The 19,047-nt window shown below is 46.1% G+C and carries 17 protein-coding genes; 10 read left to right on the top strand and 7 right to left on the bottom strand.

The genetic code is table 11. The features are described from left to right. Positions 1-85 precede the first annotated feature (85 nt). A complete protein-coding gene (locus tag F0265_RS14145; protein ID WP_006962739.1) occupies positions 86-307 on the top strand; it encodes a hypothetical protein in 222 nt (73 codons plus the stop codon). A 62-nt stretch (positions 308-369) separates the two neighbouring features. Here F0265_RS14145 and F0265_RS14140 read toward each other — a convergent pair whose 3' ends face one another. Then, positions 370-618: a DUF1289 domain-containing protein gene (locus F0265_RS14140; protein ID WP_006962740.1), complete on the bottom strand. Its 249-nt coding sequence runs from the start codon at positions 616-618 to the stop codon at positions 370-372. Positions 619-831: 213 nt separating this feature from the next. Between F0265_RS14140 and F0265_RS14135 the strand changes: the two genes are divergently transcribed. The 5 genes from F0265_RS14135 (at position 832) to F0265_RS14115 (ending at position 5,572) form a co-directional block, all read left to right on the top strand. Continuing rightward, positions 832-1,278, top strand: coding sequence for an META domain-containing protein (locus F0265_RS14135; RefSeq protein ID WP_019277059.1), 447 nt, complete (start codon positions 832-834; stop codon positions 1,276-1,278). A gap of 203 nt (positions 1,279-1,481) precedes the next feature. Further along, positions 1,482-2,624, top strand: a complete 1,143-nt coding sequence (locus F0265_RS14130; protein ID WP_171749362.1) for an ABC transporter substrate-binding protein — start codon at positions 1,482-1,484, stop codon at positions 2,622-2,624. Between the two features lie 27 nt (positions 2,625-2,651). After that, on the top strand, positions 2,652-4,361 hold the full coding sequence (locus tag F0265_RS14125; RefSeq protein WP_171749361.1) for a thiamine ABC transporter permease: 1,710 nt from the start codon (positions 2,652-2,654) through the stop codon (positions 4,359-4,361). Then, positions 4,327-4,974, top strand: a complete 648-nt coding sequence (locus F0265_RS14120; RefSeq protein ID WP_171749360.1) for an ATP-binding cassette domain-containing protein — start codon at positions 4,327-4,329, stop codon at positions 4,972-4,974. Before F0265_RS14125 ends, F0265_RS14120 begins: the two co-directional genes overlap by 35 nt. Then, a complete protein-coding gene (locus F0265_RS14115) occupies positions 4,967-5,572 on the top strand; it encodes a CDP-alcohol phosphatidyltransferase family protein (protein WP_171749359.1) in 606 nt (201 codons plus the stop codon). The genes F0265_RS14120 and F0265_RS14115 overlap by 8 nt, the downstream gene beginning before the upstream one ends. A gap of 272 nt (positions 5,573-5,844) precedes the next feature. Here F0265_RS14115 and F0265_RS14110 read toward each other — a convergent pair whose 3' ends face one another. The 3 genes from F0265_RS14110 to F0265_RS14100 form a co-directional block, all read right to left on the bottom strand. Continuing rightward, positions 5,845-6,777 (bottom strand): class I SAM-dependent methyltransferase, encoded by a 933-nt coding sequence (locus F0265_RS14110; protein WP_171749484.1) that lies wholly within the window; start codon positions 6,775-6,777, stop codon positions 5,845-5,847. 11 nt (positions 6,778-6,788) lie between these two features. Further along, positions 6,789-7,484, bottom strand: a complete 696-nt coding sequence (locus F0265_RS14105) for a TIGR01621 family pseudouridine synthase (RefSeq protein WP_171749358.1) — start codon at positions 7,482-7,484, stop codon at positions 6,789-6,791. 122 nt (positions 7,485-7,606) lie between these two features. Beyond that, positions 7,607-9,037: a sodium-dependent transporter gene (locus F0265_RS14100; RefSeq protein ID WP_029236244.1), complete on the bottom strand. Its 1,431-nt coding sequence runs from the start codon at positions 9,035-9,037 to the stop codon at positions 7,607-7,609. Positions 9,038-9,443: 406 nt separating this feature from the next. On the opposite strand from F0265_RS14100, the gene cls reads away from it, so the two are divergent. From cls to F0265_RS14080, 4 genes are all read left to right on the top strand, one after another. Beyond that, positions 9,444-10,898, top strand: a complete 1,455-nt coding sequence (cls, locus tag F0265_RS14095) for a cardiolipin synthase (protein WP_171749357.1) — start codon at positions 9,444-9,446, stop codon at positions 10,896-10,898. An 87-nt stretch (positions 10,899-10,985) separates the two neighbouring features. Beyond that, on the top strand, positions 10,986-12,191 hold the full coding sequence (locus F0265_RS14090; protein ID WP_171749356.1) for a cystathionine beta-lyase: 1,206 nt from the start codon (positions 10,986-10,988) through the stop codon (positions 12,189-12,191). Positions 12,192-12,420: 229 nt separating this feature from the next. Continuing rightward, entirely contained in the window at positions 12,421-13,356 is a 936-nt protein-coding gene (locus F0265_RS14085) for a triacylglycerol lipase (protein WP_171749355.1), read from the top strand. Positions 13,357-13,366: 10 nt separating this feature from the next. After that, positions 13,367-14,224, top strand: coding sequence for a lipase secretion chaperone (locus tag F0265_RS14080; RefSeq protein ID WP_171749354.1), 858 nt, complete (start codon positions 13,367-13,369; stop codon positions 14,222-14,224). Positions 14,225-14,245: 21 nt separating this feature from the next. Here the strand turns inward: F0265_RS14080 and F0265_RS14075 are convergent, their stop codons facing one another. The 3 genes from F0265_RS14075 to F0265_RS14065 form a co-directional block, all read right to left on the bottom strand. Next, positions 14,246-14,806 carry a DNA-3-methyladenine glycosylase I gene (locus F0265_RS14075; RefSeq protein ID WP_171749353.1) on the bottom strand — a complete coding sequence of 187 codons (561 nt, stop codon included), beginning with the start codon at positions 14,804-14,806 and terminating at the stop codon, positions 14,246-14,248. Between the two features lie 61 nt (positions 14,807-14,867). Next, the gene (locus F0265_RS14070) at positions 14,868-17,969 is read right to left on the bottom strand and encodes an efflux RND transporter permease subunit (RefSeq protein ID WP_171749352.1); all 3,102 of its coding nucleotides are present in this window, start codon (positions 17,967-17,969) and stop codon (positions 14,868-14,870) included. Next, complete coding sequence (locus F0265_RS14065; RefSeq protein ID WP_171749351.1) at positions 17,962-19,047, bottom strand: efflux RND transporter periplasmic adaptor subunit; 1,086 nt, start codon at positions 19,045-19,047, stop codon at positions 17,962-17,964. The genes F0265_RS14070 and F0265_RS14065 overlap by 8 nt, the downstream gene beginning before the upstream one ends.

Raw genomic sequence — 19,047 nt, 5'->3', positions numbered from 1 at the left:
CTTTAAAACTGTGATCTTGCATTGACGCTTACCCAATCGCCTTCTAACTTTTCATATTAGTGTCATAACCAAGGAGGATCACCCAATGAAGCGCGCAAGCAATTCCTACCGTCTGCAATTAATAAAAGAAGTCGCCACCCGGCAAGAGCGGCTGAGCTGCGGTGATCCCATGGCCAACTACATCCAACAACTATTAGACTCCAAATCTGAGTCTGAGCTACATGAAGAAAAAAATTATCGCTTTAGCGGCAACCACTTCGACGATCATGTCGGGGGGTGGGTAAGTGACAAGTGGGGATTAAAATAACCCGTGAGATTAGGACCATAAGCGAGAGGACACACTTCTCGCTTTGTTGTTTAAAGAGAGTGTTAAAAGAGATCTTGCTGAGGACTTTTCGGATCGGATTCCGCTTGCTGCTCTATTCTAGAGCCTAGCATTTTTCGGCGATAACGCTGTCGACAAAGTTTAATAATGTGCAATTGCTCGGCTGGGGTAAAAGTCAGCCAATTGAAGCGTTCTTCACGCTTACGCATACAGCCCTTACAGTAGCCTTTTTCATCTACTGTGCATACGCCTACACATGGGCTTGGGACGACAAAAAATTCTAGCTGCTCCATTTGTGCCTCTTCATAGTTTTCTCAGCTACGCTTTAAGCACCTATTACTACTTTATTGCATCTATAATTAAATAAAATTCAATAACTTTCATTATGTGACTGTAAACAAACTATGACCTTAACCTGACAAAAACAGTGTTTTATAACCTATACTTTGTGCCATTAAAGTCGACAAAGCGTCGATTAACGTTTCTATATTTCGGAGTTCATTACTATGAAGTTTAGTCCAAAAACATTACTTGCAGCTGTCACCCTACCGTTTGTTATGACTGCTTGCGCGAGCAATGGAGGCGATGTGAAGCAAATAACAGTTCAAGATCTTCAGCATCATAACTGGGAACTGGTTAGTATTGATGGCAAAGAAGTAAAAGCGGAAGGCCACCAAAAACGACCTCGCCTAGAACTGGGTGAGAACATGATGGCCAACGGTAACGCAGGTTGTAACAACTTCTTCGGTCAGGCTGAGCTCAAAGATAATCAGTTCCGTATTGAGAAAATGGGCATGACGATGAAGATGTGTATGGGTGACGCGATGGATTTAGAGCAGTCATTCTCGAAAACACTCGCTGAATGGAGCGACATGTCCCTGACCAACGAAGGTATGGTACTAAAAAATGACCTTCATACTCTGACTTTCAAGCTAAGTGATTGGAAAAACTAATCACCCACAACTAGAAACCAAAGCAGTCAATTATGACTGCTTTTTTGTTGCCCGTAGAAAAAGAGAACAAATCTCATACAACCCGCCTACAATTCCTTCAAATACATAAAAAAATTAAATTTTTTCAGTCATAATGAATGAAAAACATGGATAGCACGGTCTATCACAAAACTTATAGATTCATTCAAAGGGTAAGGACAACCATGAAAAGGCTGATCACTCTCATCTCCACTGTACTTCTGTCTGTTGGAGTAACAGCACAAGACAATTGGCAGCAAGTAACAGAGAAAGCAAAAGGACAAACCGTATACTTCCATGCTTGGGGTGGCAGTCAAGAAATCAACAACTATCTGCGCTGGGCAGATAAACAGTTGCAATCACAATATGGCGTGACACTAAAACATGTCAAAGTTACTGATATCGCCGAAACCACAACACGCTTGATTGCAGAGAAAGCAGCTGGAAAGAACACTGGCGGCAGTGTCGATATGGTTTGGATCAATGGTGAGAACTTCAAATCAATGAAGAACAACCAATTGCTTTTCGGTCCTTTCGTCGAACGTTTACCGAGTTGGCAACAAGTCGATAAGTCCTTACCCGTTGATAGTGATTTCTCAGAGCCTACCGAAGGATTAGAAGCACCTTGGGGGGTAGGTCAGTTGGTATTCATCCACGATAAGATGACACTCAACAACCCTCCAGCATCGTATGCTGAAATGCTCAGCTATGCTAAAGCATTCCCGAACAAATTGAGCTACCCTCGCCCACCCGCATTCCATGGAACCAGCTTTCTTAAAGCCGTGTTAATCGAACTGACCGCTAATGATCCGTCTTTAGCCAAACCCGTTGAACAGGTGGATTTCAATGCCGTCACTGCGCCTTTGTGGAAATACCTAGACGAATTTCACAAAGTCGCATGGCGCCAAGGCAAACAATTCCCTGCGAGCTCTGCTGAAACAGTGCAATTGCTTGACGATGGGCAATTGGACTTAGCCATCACATTTAATCCAAACTCAGTTTATTCAGCACAAGCGAACGGTAATCTGGCTGAGACTACCACTGTTTACGCAATAGATGGCGGCGCTTTGTCGAACATTCATTTCCTAGCGATTCCATGGAATGCGAACGCTACAGAAGGTGCATTAGTCGCGATTAACTTCCTATTGAGCCCTGAAGCACAGTCACGCAAGGGGGATTTGTCTATCTGGGGCGACCCATCCGTACTTCAAAATCAATACCTGACAGGAAGTGCAAAGAAAACGACGTTGTTTAAATCCGTTGCCGAACCACATCCTAGCTGGCAGGCTGCTCTGGAAACAGAATGGCAAAAACGCTACGGTAATTAAGAACAATCATTAGGTTACGAGAGCCAGATGTTAAGAGCTGCGTACATAGTACTAATTTTGCTTTGCATTGCACCAACAATCCCCGGATTAGTTGGTGTATTGCTCTCATCATTTGGCTATGTTCCTCCTGTCGGCCTGTTCAATTTCTCACTCAGCAGCTATCAGCAGTTTTTCGAATGGCCGGGGATAGAGCACTCCATTGGGCTTACGTTATTCAGCTCCATAACCAGTACTTATCTTTCTTGTTTAATTTGCTTTGCGATTCTTCAAAGCCTTTGGTTAGACCGCCATTGGCGTAAAGTTGAAGCATTGCTATCACCTTTACTGGCAATGCCTCATGTCGCTTTCGCGATTGGATTTGCTTTTCTGTTCGCCCCTACAGGCATGGTTGCACGTTTGCTGGCTCAAACCTTAGGTATTGACGTCGACACACATGACGCAACTTGGCTGGTGCACGACCCTTATGCACTAGGGTTAGCCTTGGCACTTTCATTTAAAGAAGTACCATTTTTGCTGCTCATGAGCATTCCCGTTTTGCAGCAGATTAAAATCGACAAGCTGTATCAAGTCAGCACCTCTTTGAGGTATTCACCAGCACAAATGTGGTGGAAGGCGGTCTTCCCTCTTTGGTTAGTAAGAATGCGCTTCGCCTTGTTTGCCGTGATGGCTTATGGCGTTTCTGTAGTCGATTTGAGTTTGATCTTGGGCCCAACCAATCCACCTACTTTAGCAGTATTGGTTTGGCAGTGGTTTAATGACCCCGATTTATCACTGATACCTCGTGCGGCGTCAGGTGCGGTTATGTTATTTGTATTAGCCAGTTTGCTTTTAGTCTTAATCGTACTGGTCGAAAAACTTCTCGTCGGCCATTTTGGTCAGTGGCAATACTCAGGTCGAAGAGGATTTAGTCTGCCCGGGAAAACGCTTTTTACCTTTTCGGCCATTTTAGCCGGCGTCATGTTTCCACTGATGTTGATCTGGAGCTTCGCTCATCGATGGCGCTTTCCGGACCTTCTCCCTACCCGATATAGTGACCGCTTTTGGAGCAATGAGTGGCTCAATATATTACCGACGATTAACCAAAGTTTGATCATTGCCGCCGTTACCGCTTGTTTTGCTTTGATATTGGGCGTGGTGGCTCAGGAAAGCCGTATCCGCTTTCGCTTACACTTGCCGGGTTATGTCATTGCTTTACCCATGCTTATCCCGCAGCTTTCTATCTTGTTTGGTATCCAGATTACCACTCTCTACTTGTCCGGTGATGCCTATTACATCTGGGTCATTTGGTCACACGTATTCTTCGCTTTCCCATTTGTGTATTTAGCACTGGATGGCCCGTGGCGAAGCTATGACAACAACTATACCCGAGCGGCATTAAGCCTTGGCAAAACGCCACTTTTCGTCTTTTTTCATATCAAGGTTAAGTTGTTGCTCCCTGCCACCTTGTACGCGTGGGCTGTCGGAGCCAGTGTGAGCTTGGCGCAGTATCTACCGACTTTAATGCTCGGTGGGGGCAGGATTGCAACCGTGACTACCGAAGCCGTCGCTCTTTCGAGTGGCTTCGATCGACGCGTTACTGCCATCTACGCTATTTGGCAAGCCATCTTGCCATTTGTTTTCTTTGTCTCTGCCATCCTTATTGGTAGATTCGCATTGCGACAACCCGATTATCAACAACAAACGAACAAGGATGCCCTAACGCATGACGCTGTCTCTAGAAAGCCTCGCCATCCATAAAGCAAGCGGTGAAGCCCTATTTTCTGATTTAAATATATCCGTTTCAGCGCAGGAAGTCGTTTGCCTAATGGGCCCCAGTGGATGTGGAAAATCAACCTTGTTGAGCTTAATTGCAGGACATATGAGTAGCGAGTTTGTCCATTCTGGACGCGTGCTACTGAATGGCATTAACTTGGCTGAACTTGAACCCCATCAGCGACAAGTTGGAATTCTGTTTCAGGATGATTTGCTGTTTCCACACCTAAACGTGTGGCAAAACCTCGCTTTTGCACTTCCTAACTCGATCAAAGGCGAAGAAAGACGCCACCAAGCTATGACTGCATTGAACAAGGTTGAGCTCTCACAACTCGCAGATTCATTTCCTGACCAGATCTCTGGAGGCCAACGTGCTCGTGTCAGCTTGCTCAGAATGCTGCTGGCCAAGCCTAAACTAGCGCTGTTAGATGAACCGTTTAGCAAACTGGACAAAGAGCTTAGAACACAGTTTCGTGACTGGGTCATCGCTCAACTGGCAGAAGCAAATATTCCTACCTTGATGGTCACGCATGACAAGGATGATGTTCCTGAGAACGGGCGGGTATTAAGTTGGCCGTGGGAGACTCATCATGCTTGATCGATTCAGTATCAAAGTCATTCGCTCCCCTTTGGCCGTTGCCGCCGCAGGTTTAGACAAGCTCGGTGTGACCGCAAACCAAACGACGCTAAGTGGTTTTCTTCTTGGGTGTCTGGCGTTTCCTGCTCTGTACTTTGAGCAATACGAGCTGGCACTTGTGTTCATCGTTATTAACCGAGTATTTGATGGTTTGGATGGCGCGTTAGCTCGGCGTCAGGGCATCACAGATGCAGGTGGATTTCTCGATATCAGCCTCGACTTCCTGTTTTATTCTCTGATCCCATTTGGCTTTGTGGTTGCTAATCCAGAGCAAAACGCAGTTGCGGGCGCCTTTCTCATTTTCTCATTCATTGGTACTGGCTGCAGCTTTCTTGCTTTTGCCGTCATGGCAGGGAAACGTGGAATTGAGAATCCTATTTATAAAAACAAATCCCTTTACTATATGAGTGGGCTGACTGAAGGCACTGAAACCATAGCGTGTTTCATTGCGTTTTGTCTTTTCCCGCAGCACTTTGCCATCATTGCATACCTGTTTGGCACAGCCTGCTGGTTCACGACCTTTACTCGCATCTATTCAGGTTTCCACACTCTGAAATAGACATAAAAAAGGTCGCTCAATGCGACCTTTGTTAAGAGACAAAATTGATTATCACTGCGGCCAACAATCCGGAGAAGAAACTCGGAACATGAAACTGACGTTTCGGCATAGATTGATATTCTAGTGCAGGCTCTTCCTGAAATGTTTTCTTTGATAATTCCTTGATGTAGTCATTTTGCATATCCGTTCTCCCAACTGAAGTGATTCTGACTTCAGCATAGAAGCTCAAGTTAAGTTGAGGTCAATATGGAATTACAAAGATCTCAGTAAATTTAGCGGAACAGCATCACTTTAAGCGCCGCTTCACTATCAACATCAGCAAATTCTGGCGGATTATCTAACCGTTGAACAAAGCTCAGCTCTGGCGCTTCTTCCTTCATGCTTTCAATTAGGAAATCGCTACTGACCTGAGGAGAGTTCACACACGCAAGTACTTCGCCCTTATCGGTAAGCAACTCAGGTAAACGACGCAGAATTCTCTTGTAGTCTTTGGTTAGCGCAAAGCTACCTTTTTGAAATGACGGTGGATCGATGACGACTAGATCATACGGCCCTGATCTTTTGATTTTTCCCCATGACTTGAATATATCGTAAGCCAGAAACTTCACTTGATTTAGGTTGTGCTCATTCAGCCTATGGTTATCTCGCCCTTTCGATAATGATGCTCTTGCCATGTCGACATTAACTACTTGATCTGCACCACCATCGATAGCTGCAACCGAAAATCCACAAGTATAAGCAAATAAGTTGAGAACATTTTTATGCTTAGCATGCTGCTGAACCCACTCTCGGCCTAGGCGCATATCGAGAAACAAACCAAAATTTTGGTTGCGACCAATATCGAGTTGGTACTTCAGCCCTGACTCAACCACAACAGGTTTAGTGTTCAGTTCACCGATAAGCACTTCCGATGGCGCACCTTCGCTGTATCTATGTTGGATAACCACACACTTGACGCCTTTCTCCTGCCAAAACGCAGTCTCAGAAAGCCCATGCAATCCCTGTTTGAGCTGTCCAAGAAACTCATCGTCAACACTCTTGAATATATTGATCAGCAATTGGCAATCGACCCAATCACAAGTGATCTGCTCTAAACCTTGGTAAACACGGCCTCGACCATGAAATAAACGCCTGACTTCGTTGGAAGCACTCGATAACTGCTCCGAAATGTGAGCGAAGAATGTAGGAAGTTGTTCAACCTGCATACTGGTTCCTGTTATTTTTTGATTTTCGGCCATGAAAGCTCCCAAGGTTTTAACCAAGCATCAATGCCTTGGCTGACATTTTCCTGCTGCCATTTTTCTCCAAGCAGAGCAGTTTCTCTCGGGTCACAGACAAACTGGAATGCTTTTCCATAAAGCTCAAATTCAAGCGCAAATGCATGGAGGTAACCTCGGTCTGATTTACTGGCGGGGGTATAAATCGCATCACCGACGATAGGTGAACCGACCGACTTTAGTGCCACCCTGATTTGATGAGTTTTACCTGTGTGGGGCTTGCACAAAAACAAACGCTCACCCGGTTCTGCGCTAGTTGAAAGAAACTGCGTGATCGCAGGGTTTGAATGAGAGCTGGTCAGTTTCCATGCCGAGCGACGCGAGCGCTCCATATCACCACTGACAAGCCCTTGTTTCTTCTTCGGCTTCTTACTACCTATCGCCAAATAGAACTTTTCCACACGGCGCTGAGCAAATTGTGCCGATAACTCACTCGCAGCCGTAGCGTTGCGCGCCAGCAAAAGAAGCCCAGAAGTCATCTTATCCAATCGATGCACAAGATAGAGTTGCTCATCACCAGTAACTAATGCCACTTCATGTAGCAACATGGTTTCGCCATCATCTTTATGAACGGAAACATTGGGGTGTTTGTTAATGACGACAAAGTCTGAGTGAGAAAAAACGATATCAAACATAGAGGGCTCCACTTTGGACGCATGAGTATACCTGTTATGCGATCTAATTCCATAAGTAGATAAGCAAATAAAAACGGGGAGCCATGCAGGCTCCCCGTTTATGCTGTTATCTGGATTCAGCGTTACAGTTTCTTAGAAAGAACACCTGCAAACGCAATGATTCCGATACCCAGTAGCATGATTTCACCTTTGCCACTATCGAAGCCGGACTTGATGCCCATGAAAGCAACGATTGCGATAGCAACAGGGATAACGTATTTCACTAGGTTGTACCATAGGCCAAACAGCGGGAAAGAAACTTCACCGTCGTTAGTGATTTCTTTCTCAAGGTCAGCACGGCTTAGACGCCAGCCCGCAAAGATACATACCAACATACCGCCAACTGCTAGGAAGATCTTATCAGTCAGTAGGTCGAAGATATCAAATGCACCAGTACCAAACAGAGTTGGACCAACGCCACCCAGAGATAGAGAAGCAAACACACACAGTGCTGCCATTACTGAGCTCGCTGCGATTACCGCTGTTGGGCGCTTCATACCTTTCTCATCGATTAGGTAAGAAACCACAACTTCAAGCAATGATACAGAAGATGTCAGTGCCGCTACTGTTAGACCAATGAAGAACAGTAGTGCGAACAGAAGACCAATAACGCCGCCCATTTCAGCAAATAGCTGAGGCACAACAACAAACACCAGACCAGGACCTGCTGCCGGCTCCATACCGAATGCGAACATTGCTGGGAACATTGCCACACCTGCTAGGATAGCAACACCCGTATCCATAGCCGTTACCATACCGGTAGTCTGAACTAGGTTCTCTTTCTTCTTCAAGTAAGAACCGTACGTCATCATACAACCCATACCAAGACTTAGAGAGAAGAACGCCTGACCTAGCGCCGCTAGCACTACGTTACTATCCACTTTGGAGAAGTCTGGCATGAACAGGAACTCTAGACCTGCCATCGCACCTGGAAGCATCAGACCTTTCACTGATACAACGATCAAGATAAGGAATAGCAGTGGCATCAGAATCTTACCTGCTTTTTCGATACCGCCAGAAATACCTTTCATTACGATAACGATGTTAAACATCAGGTAAATACCCATCCACATCAGTGGTTGTACTGGGTCAGAGATAAAGCCACCAAAACTATCACCGATAGCTTCTGGCGTGCTGAGCAGACCACCACCTACTTTAAAGATGTATGCCAGTGCCCAACCACCTACTACTGGGTAGAAACCCATGATAAGCAAGCCACTTACAACACCGATAACGCCGGTAAATGTCCAACGACGATCAGTAGACTTAAACGCGCCTACTGCAGATAGACCTGTCTTACGGCCAATAGCGAATTCTGTCAGCATAACGCTAAAGCCGATGAAAATTACAAAAATCAGGTAGATAGCAACGAACGCACCGCCACCACTCTCACCTGCTGTGTATGGAAACTTCCATATGTTGCCCAAACCTACAGCAGAACCTGCTGCGGCCATTACGAAGCCTAATTTAGACCCCCACGTATCACGGGGCTGTGCACTTGTACTAGTAGCCACGGTTACTCCATTAAAAAATTTTATCAGTTGTGTTTGCTACGTTAGGCGTCGAAAAGTTGAGTGTATAAAAAAATTTACACTTATTAGAATTCTAGGTGACCCTAACAATGTGGCAAGTAAACCAGTTTGAGATTAAAATTGGAACCCCAAAAAGTGTAAATTCCCACCACCGCACTGTATAGCATGCTTAAACGCTGCTTTTTTAACCAAAAACCTCCCCTTTTATCTACATTTTACATTGTCATAACATAATAATTCTATTCCTGACATTTATCTAACCACTTGTGTCACATTACTTGTAAGAACATTTGGCAACGAAATGTTTGTTGTCGGCGCTTCGAACTGGATTTAATATCTAGGTTGAACATCAACCTTACTCAAGCGATTGATTTACGCAGGAAATTGAATGGAAAAGTTCTATCACTTCCTCACATTGGCGGGCATTGTCTTTTACTGGATCCTAGTAGCAGGGGTGACTTTGCGCGTCGTTCTGAAACGAAGAGCGGTGAGCGTCTCTCTCGCGTGGCTGATGATCATCTATATCATTCCCATTGTCGGGGTCATTTGCTACTTCCTATTTGGTGAGTTGAATCTCGGGCGAAAAAGAGCCGAGCGCGCAAAAGAGATGTTTGCCCCTTTTGCCAAATGGTTTTCCAGCCTGAATGAATGTCATGCCCACGACACAACCAGCTTTGGCCGTCATATCTATCGCATTGATGAGCTTTGCAACAATCGCCTAGGCTTACCTGCCTTAAGTGGCAATACTCTGTCTTTGCAGAGCTCGCCCAACGAAATACTCCATTCGATCATTGATGATATTGAGAATGCACAAACTAGTGTAAGAATGGTGTTTTACATCTGGCACCCAGGTGGGCTCGCGGATGCCGTGGCTTCAGCGCTGATAAGAGCAGCCAAGCGAGGTGTAGAAGTGAAGCTGCTTCTCGACTCAGCTGGTAGCCCGCGCTTTTTTCGCAGTCAGTGGCTCAAGATGATGCAAGCCGCCGGCGTGGAAGTCGTGCAAGCCTTAGAAGTGAGCCCTTGGCGTATTTTCCTGCGTCGCCTCGATCTTCGTCAGCATCGCAAAATCATCGTTATAGACGACAAAATTGGCTATACAGGCTCAATGAACCTCGTTGATCCAGCGTTCTTCAAACAAGAATCAGGTGTCGGGCAGTGGATCGATATGATGGTCCGCGTGACTGGCCCGACGGTTAACGTTCTTTCTGCTATTCACTGCTGGGATTGGGAGGTGGAAACCGGCTCGCGTTCACTCCCTCAATTACCTGAATGCCAGCTGGATCCAAATGAACCTCAACATCCCGTGCAAGTTGTGCCTTCTGGTCCAGGAATGCCAGAGCATCTCATTTCCCAAGTACTGACACTCGCCATTAATCAGGCCAACCAGTCGGTGAGGATCACCACACCTTATTTCGTTCCCAGTGCCGATTTACTCGAAACGCTGAAAATGACGGCACAAAGGGGCATTACCGTTGAACTTATTATCCCACACAAGAACGACTCGCTCATGGTGCAATGGGCTTCACGAGCGTTTTACGCTGAGCTGATGGAAGCAGGTGTAGAAATTTATGAGTTCTACGGTGGCCTGCTGCACACCAAATCTGTTGTTATCGATCAGCAGTTCTGCTTAGTGGGAACAGTTAATATGGACATGCGCAGCCTATGGCTCAATTTCGAGCTCACATTGGCGATCGACGACGAAGCTTTCACTAAAGAGATGTACTGGCTTCAGCAGAACTACATGGAAACCTCCCATCAAGTGAAGTTAGAAGAATGGAAAAAGCGCTCTCTATATTCACGCTTCTTAGAGCGTACTTACTACCTATTTAACCCACTTCTGTAATCCGTTATTTCTTACTCCTGACCCACTTGCTATTAATGCGTTGCCATGTTTTAAATAGGGCAACGCATTTTCAGATAAGGACTTCCAATGTCAGAAGGTAAGCAAACAAAGCTGGTCACCGCGGGTCGTGACGAAAAATGGACCAATGGTGTCGTTAATCCACCAGTTCAACGAGCTTCTACTGTCGTGTTTAATACGGTTGCCGAAAAACACCATGCGACCGTCAACCGCGCAAACAAAACACTCTTTTATGGCCGTCGCGGCACCAACACTCACTTTGCTTTCCAAGATGCAATGGTTGAAGTTGAGGGCGGCGCTGGTTGCGCTTTGTACCCTTGCGGTACCGCAGCTATTTCCAACGCAATTCTCTCTTTTGTTGAGTCGGGCGATCATATTCTTATGGTGGATACCTGCTATGAACCAACCCGTGATTTCTGTGACAAGATCATGAAGAAGATGGGAGTGGAAACCACCTATTATGATCCGGTGATTGGAGAAGGTATTCGCGATTTAATTCAGCCTAATACCAAAGTGCTGTTTCTAGAGTCACCTGGCTCTATCACTATGGAAGTGCAAGACGTTCCAACATTAGCCAAGATTGCTCACGAACATGACATCATTGTAATGCTCGACAACACTTGGGCGGCTGGCGTGAACTTCTCGCCTTTTGAACATGGCGTTGATATTTCTATTCAGGCTGCGACCAAGTACATTGTTGGCCACTCCGACGTCATGTTAGGTACAGCGATCGCCAATGAGAAACATTGGGATCAACTGCGTGAACAAAGCTATCTGATGGGTCAATGTGTTTCACCAGATGATGCCTATCTCGGGTTACGTGGTATTCGCACTCTGGATGTCCGACTACGTCAACATGCCGAGAATAGCCTCAAAGTTGCACAGTGGCTGCAAAGCCGACCTGAAGTCGATCACGTGCGCCACCCAGCTTTAGAAAGCTGTCCTGGTCACGAGTTTTTCCAGCGCGATTTCACTGGCGGTAACGGCCTATTCTCATTCGTACTAAAAACCAGCTACCCACGTGCTACTACAGCACTGCTTGATGGTATGAAGCATTTCAGCATGGGCTATTCTTGGGGCGGTTATGAAAGTTTAATTCTGGCCAACGAACCAAAAAGCTTCAATAGCTTGAGAACCATTGCCAATCCAAACTTTGATGGCACATTGATCCGTCTGCATATCGGTTTGGAAAATGTTGAGGATCTGATCGCTGACCTTGAGCGAGGTTTTGAACGCTATAACTCACTCATTTTAGAGCAGTCCGCGACGGCTTAACACTAGCCAATTCAATCAAGCCCCTGACTCAGGGGCTTTATTTTTAACTCAATGATATTATTGAATATTTTATCAATTACCTACTTAATAATGACACGTTAAACAATTGTGTTGTTTTCCATCTCCAATTCACAATTCTATTGCTTACTTTTCATTCAAATTTCGTATAGCTCATTTTCTATTCTACTGTTTAGTTACTCATCAGAGGTCATACCAGAAGGAGCTAATTTTGAAACACAAACTGATACTTGCTGTGCTCTGTATCTTCAGTTTAGGGCTATCGGCAACTGCTAGCGCATCCAATGCTAGTGGCTACACTCAAACTCAATACCCCATTGTGCTAGTTCACGGATTATTCGGCTTTGATACATTAGCGGGCGTTGACTATTTCTATGGCATTCCGCACGCCCTAACCAAAGACGGTGCAAGCGTTTACGTTGCTCAAGTCTCTGCGACGAACAGTTCTGAAGTTCGTGGCGAGCAGTTGCTAGAACAAGTGGAAACTTTACTTGCAGCGACAGGCGCAGCAAAAGTTAACTTAGTCGGACATAGCCACGGTGGCCCTACTGCGCGTTATGTAGCGTCTGTCAGACCAGACCTCGTCGCTTCTGTGACCAGTATCGGTGGTGTCAACAAAGGCTCTAAAGTGGCTGATCTTGTTCGCGGTACCGTACCAGAAGACTCGGGTTTAGAGGCCTTGGCAGTAAAGCTGGCTGAAGGACTGACGACACTGATCAACCTATTGTCTGGCGGTGGTGACCTCGACCAAGATCCTCTTGCCTCTTTGGATGCATTAACCACCGAAGGATCACTTGCGTTTAACCAACATTACCCAGAAGGCATTCCGGCCACAGAGTGTGGCAACGGTGATTTGCTCGCTGGTAACGGTGTTTATTACTACTCTTGGACGGGTTCATCTACCTTTACCAATATCTTTGATCCAACGGATGCCGCAATGACCATTCTTGGCCTCGCATTTAATGAACCGAATGACGGTCTGGTTGGCGCTTGTAGCACTCACTTAGGTCAAGTTATTCGTGACGACTACAAAATGAATCATTTGGACGAGATTAATGGCTTACTTGGTATCCACCACTTGTTTGAAACCGATCCAGTGACCCTTTATCGCCAACATGCCAACCGCCTGAAACTGCAAGGTTTGTAGGAACTATAAGATGAAAAAGACCGCTCTAATAACAACAGTGATGATCGCCTCGATGAGTCTTGGAGCGGTCTATTTTATCAATCAAGAAGGCAGTGAAGAAATTGCAAATCAATCGCATTCCCAACGAGATACCCAGATCGATACCTCCTCAAGTCGAGATTTGTTTGATTACGCTTTAAGCAGTTTAGGAGAACAAGAATTAGACCAAATTAAAGCTCGGATACAAAGTCTTCCTAAAGACCAACAAGGGCTAGTCGTCGATGAAGCACTTTTCGAGACCTATTTACAATACAAAACCGAACTTGAAACTCTGGAGTCTATAACCTCACAACAAATCACCTTGACCGATTTAGAGCAGCTTCATCAGCAGATTATGGCGCTGCAAAGCCAGTATTTTACTGACGAACAGATACAGACATTGTTTGGTGAAGAAAATCGATTACGCCAGCTCGCGATCGATAAACTCGCGATAGCCAATCAAAACTTGGATGCGGAGTCGCAAGCGCAATGGTTAGAAGAGACCTTAGCCGACCAACCTGACTACATTCAGCAGGCAGAACGCAACAATCAGCTCATTATCGGGCTTAACCAATCGGCTCAGATGGATGAGCAAAACAAACATTTGACACGTGTCGAGTTAGTAGGGGAAGAAGCCGCAGAAAGGCTGGATAAACTAGACGCCAAACGTGAACAATTTAACACTCAGCTCGACAGCTACTTGCAGCAAAGAAGTGTAATCCTATCTGACAACACCTTATCGGACGATGACAAGCAATCTCAAATCGCATATCTGAGAGAGCAAAGTTTCGATTCTGTGCAATGGCGAAGAATCGAGGCATTAGAACGCATCCATGATCAAAATTTGTAGTCGTAGGATGCGTCTAACCCGTTAATACTTAGGTTTCTTAGGGCAACTCACCATATGGTCGTCGACCATACCTACCGCCTGCATAAACGCGTAGCAGATGGTCTCGCCCACAAATTTGAAGCCTTTCTTTTTCAGGAATTTGCTCATAGCCTTTGACTGCTCTGTCGAGGCTGGCACTTCGCTCATCTCCTGCCAACGGTTGACCTTAGGCTTGCCATCCACAAACTGCCATAACGCCTGTGATAAGCTACCGTATTCTTCAATCAGCGCTTTCGCCGCTCGCGCGTTACTGAACACAGATTTAATTTTTCCTCTGTGCTTCACCACATCATAATTTTCGACAATATGCTCAGCGTGCTCGTCCTCAAACGCTGCCAATTTATCCAGATCATAGTTTTCAAAAGCTTGTCGGTAGCCTTCGCGTTTTTTTAGGATGGTGATCCAACTCAATCCTGCTTGGGCTCCCTCTAAAGTAATAAACTCAAACAATACCTTATCGTCATAAACGGGAACGCCCCACTCTTTATCGTGGTATTCACGCTCAAGCTCATGGTTCATCGCCCATGCGCAAGTGGTATCCATTGCTTTCTCCTTAAATAAAACGCCCCCGACAAAGTCAGGGGCGTCTTCGATCTTAGTTGAATCAGTTTGGCACTTTCACTTTGTGGAATATACGATACAACACTGGCACGACAATAAGTGTCAGTACGGTCGCAAATCCCAAACCAAACATGATGGTCACTGCCATTGGTTTAAAGAATATGTCCGGTAGCAGCGGAATCATGCCCAGAATCGTGGTGATGGCAGCCATACAAACTGGACGTACACGACTGAGCGAAGCATCCACAACGGCCAGATATGGGTCTTTACCTGATTTCATTTCGATTTCTATCTGGTCGAGCAGTACGATACCGTTTTTAAGTAGCATGCCCGATAAGCTGAGGAAGCCGAGTAGCGCCATAAAGCCAAACGGAGTATTTAACGCCAGCAGGCCAGTTGTCACACCAATAATGGCGAGCGGAACAGTTAGCCATACGATCAGAGGCTCTTTCACGGTATTAAACAGGAACACCGTCACGAGGAACATGAACAGGTAACCCATCGGCATGGTCGTGAACAACGATGCTTGTGCATCACCAGATGACTCGTATTCGCCCCCCCACTCCAATGCATAGCCTGGTGGAAGTTCAATGGCTTCAATCTGAGGCTGCAAGCGTTTTTGTAAGGTTGCTGCCGTCTCTTCACCAAGCAAGTCTGGATCTGCCATCACCGTCAGCATGCGTTTTCGGTTCTTACGCACGATGATTGGGTCTTCCCAGCGCATGTCGTAACCTAGCGTCACTTGTTGCAATGGGATGTATTCGCTTAATGCCGGGCTCCAAATTTTCATCCCTTCAATGTTACGAATATCCACACGCTCTTCTTCTGGCAATCGAGCCACAATTGGCATCAGCGTCGTACCATCACGGTACACACCGACCGATTTACCAGAGAATGACATAGCAAGAAATTCATCCACATCTGACTTGGTGATACCGTAACGTCGAGCCTGACCTTCGTTAAACTGTGGTTCCAGCACTTTCGTACGTTCACGCCAGTCATGGCGGATGTTGGTCGCCCCCGGGTCGGCATGCATGATGTCTTCAACTTGCTTCGCAATTGTTCTCAGTACGGTCGGATCTGAACCGATCACACGAGCTTCTATCTTCGCACCACCACCCGGGCCCAATTCAATTTGCTTAAGCTTATAATTGATTTCCGGGAACCCTTTTTCGACGTGAGCTCGGAAATCAGACATCAACTTAGCTAATTGGTCATAGCTCTCAACCCGAGTCGTGATCTCACCATACGCCGAATAACTCTTCTCTGGGGCGTAAGTAAGCATAAAACGTTGTAAGCCTTTGCCCGCTGTCGTCGTAATGTGCTCAACACCATCTTGCTCGGATAACCAAGACTCCAATGCTTTCAGCTTTGTGTTGGTTGCTCGAATGTCTGTCCCTTCCGGAAGCCAGATATCCGCTTGAAATATTGGCGTTGTAGACGATGGGAAGAATGACTGCTTAACGAAAGTGAAGCCGTAGATACTGACTACCAAGCCAGCAATCATCACAGCAACGGTCAACCAAGCGCGCTTCATACAAAACTCTAGGAAACCCTTGTACAGCACGAATATCATGCCGTTATATGGATCGCTGTCTTCTCCGCCACCTTTAATTTTTTGCCCTTTAAAGAAGATATCTGCAAAGAACGGCGTCAGAGAAATCGCAGTAAACCAGCTGAGCATGAGAGAAATTAGGAGCACGGTAAATAGAGTGCCACAGTATTCGCCCGTTGCATCCTCAGACAGTCCAATAGGTGCAAACGCTGTCACAGCGATGACTGTCGCCCCCAGCAACGGCCACTTGGTCTGGGTAACAATATCAGTGGCCGCCTGCATTCGCGTTCGGCCTTTTTGCGTCCCTATCAGTATCCCTTCGACCACCACGATGGCATTATCCACCAGCATACCGAGAGCGATAACCAGTGCACCAAGCGAAATACGCTGTAAATCGATGGCAAAATACTTCATGAAGATGAAGGTGCCCAATACAGTGAGCAACAAGATCAAGCCAATAAGTAAACCTGAGCGCAGACCCATAAAGAACAGCAGGACGATAATGACGATCGCTACGGCTTGCCCTAGGCTGACGACAAAGCCACTGACTGACTTGTCCACTTCTTTTGGCTGGCTGTAAATTTCAGAGATCCCGACACCAACAGGTTGTTGATATTTAAGCTCTGCGAGACGGCGATCAAAGCGTTTACCCACTTCAACCACGTTAACGCCTTGTGCAAAGGAAACACCTACGTTCAACGCCAACTTACCGTTAAAGGTAATAATGTTGTCCGGTACGTCGATATATCCGCGCTTAATTTCCGCAACGTCACGAAGATAAATCAGCCCTTGAGCACCGCTCTCGGTAATGATCAAATCTCCTAGCTGATCGACATTCTGGAACTCACCCGTCGGCTGAATACGTATATACTCATCGCCAACCCGAATCGCACCAGCGTCGGACACCACGTTTTGCGTCGACAGTAGGTTAAACACGGTATCAGGGGCCAAGCCCAAACTGCTTAAGCGTTTCATCGAAATTTCGATGAAGACTTGCTCTTGTTGTTGGCCAGAAACAGAGACCTTACTGACGCCATCAATCAGCTCCAATTCACGCCTTAAATAGTCGACGTAATCGAGTAACTCCTTATAGCTGTACCCTTCCCCCGTCACGGCTAGCAAAATACCGTAAACATCACCAAAATCGTCAATCACCTGAGGGTCATTGACGCCGGGAGGAAACTGGCCTTTAAGGTCATTCACCTTACGACGCAACTCATCCCAGATTTGCGGTAAATCGTCCGGGCCGTAGTTGTTCTTCATCGTCACAGTAATCTGAGATAACCCGCGACTAGAAATTGAGTTTATCTCATCAACATAAGTGAGCTGCTGAATGGCTTTTTCTATCGGGTATGTGACTTCTTCTTCGACTTGTTGAGGCGTAGCCCCCGGATAGGACGTCACGACCATGGCATCTTTAATGGTGAAGGCTGGATCTTCCAAACGGCCTAAACCGAAGAACGCCGCTACACCACCAATAAGGAAGATCAGTGAGATCATCCAACTGATGACGCGATTGCGAATAAAATACGCGGCGATGCCTGTTACATCTTCGTCCTTCTGAGACAGTTGATTATTTTGCTCACTCATTGCCTGCCTCCTGCTTCACGACTTCCACCTTCATTCCTTCTCTTAGGCGGGAAATTCCTGCCACAACCACTTGTTGTTTACTTTCGAGGCCATCCAGAATCTGCAAATCTTGTTTGGTGACTTTACCAATCGTCACTGCTTGCTTAGAGACGGTGTTGTCATCATTCAGCACCCAAACATATTTATTCAGCCGATCAATCTTATCCCCATCGGCATTGAACACAGCTTCAATCGGAACCAAAACACCAGCGTTCAAATTCAGCCCTACGTCATCACCTTCCGAAGTCACTTCAACGGCCATACCGTCCAGAATGTACTCCTCTTCTGGCATAGGAAGTGACAGAGTCACGGTAAATGTGCCAGTAGCAGGATCTGGCTCAGTGGTGAACTCTTTGATAGAGGCTGAATATTCATTACCACTTGGTACTTTGACCAATGCTTCAATGCGTGACAGTGTTTCCTGATCAGGCTGATTGACATACAGCCGGTCAGGCAATTGAATCAGAACTTCAACGTTTTCGAGACTATGGATATTGACGATCTGTTGCCCAACTTGAATGTTTTCAAACTGGTCAACATTAACGCGAGAAATAATGCCATCCACAGGAGCAAGTAATTTGGTGAAAGAGAGCCTGAGCTGAGCAAGCCTCAATTCCGCAAAAGCAATCTGTCGATTCGCCGCAATCTCATCGAATTGAGATTTTGCCAACAGGCCTTTATCGACCAAAGGTTTAGAACGCTTGTACTGGCTATCGACCACGCTATATTTCGCCGAGGCATTATCGACATCCAGTTTATAATCTGTAGGGTCTAGCTTGGCTAATACATCACCCTTTTTAACTTGGTCGCCTTCTTTAACATTTAACTCACTGATTTCCCCCGCAACACGGAAACTGAGATGGGAGCGTTCTGCGGCGTTGGCCACTGCCGGGAAGTACAAATTGTCGCCTTGTATTCCACTGCCGATCTCCATGATTTTTACTTTAGGTAAACCAAAATCCACATACTGAGTTTCTGTACCACAGCCAGCAAGGACTGCAGCTGTAGAAAGCATACCTAGGCTAATCCACTGCTTCAT

This window comes from Vibrio sp. RE88, from assembly GCF_013113835.1.
Taxonomy (GTDB): domain Bacteria; phylum Pseudomonadota; class Gammaproteobacteria; order Enterobacterales; family Vibrionaceae; genus Vibrio.
This window is presented reverse-complemented; position numbering and strand designations above follow the sequence as displayed.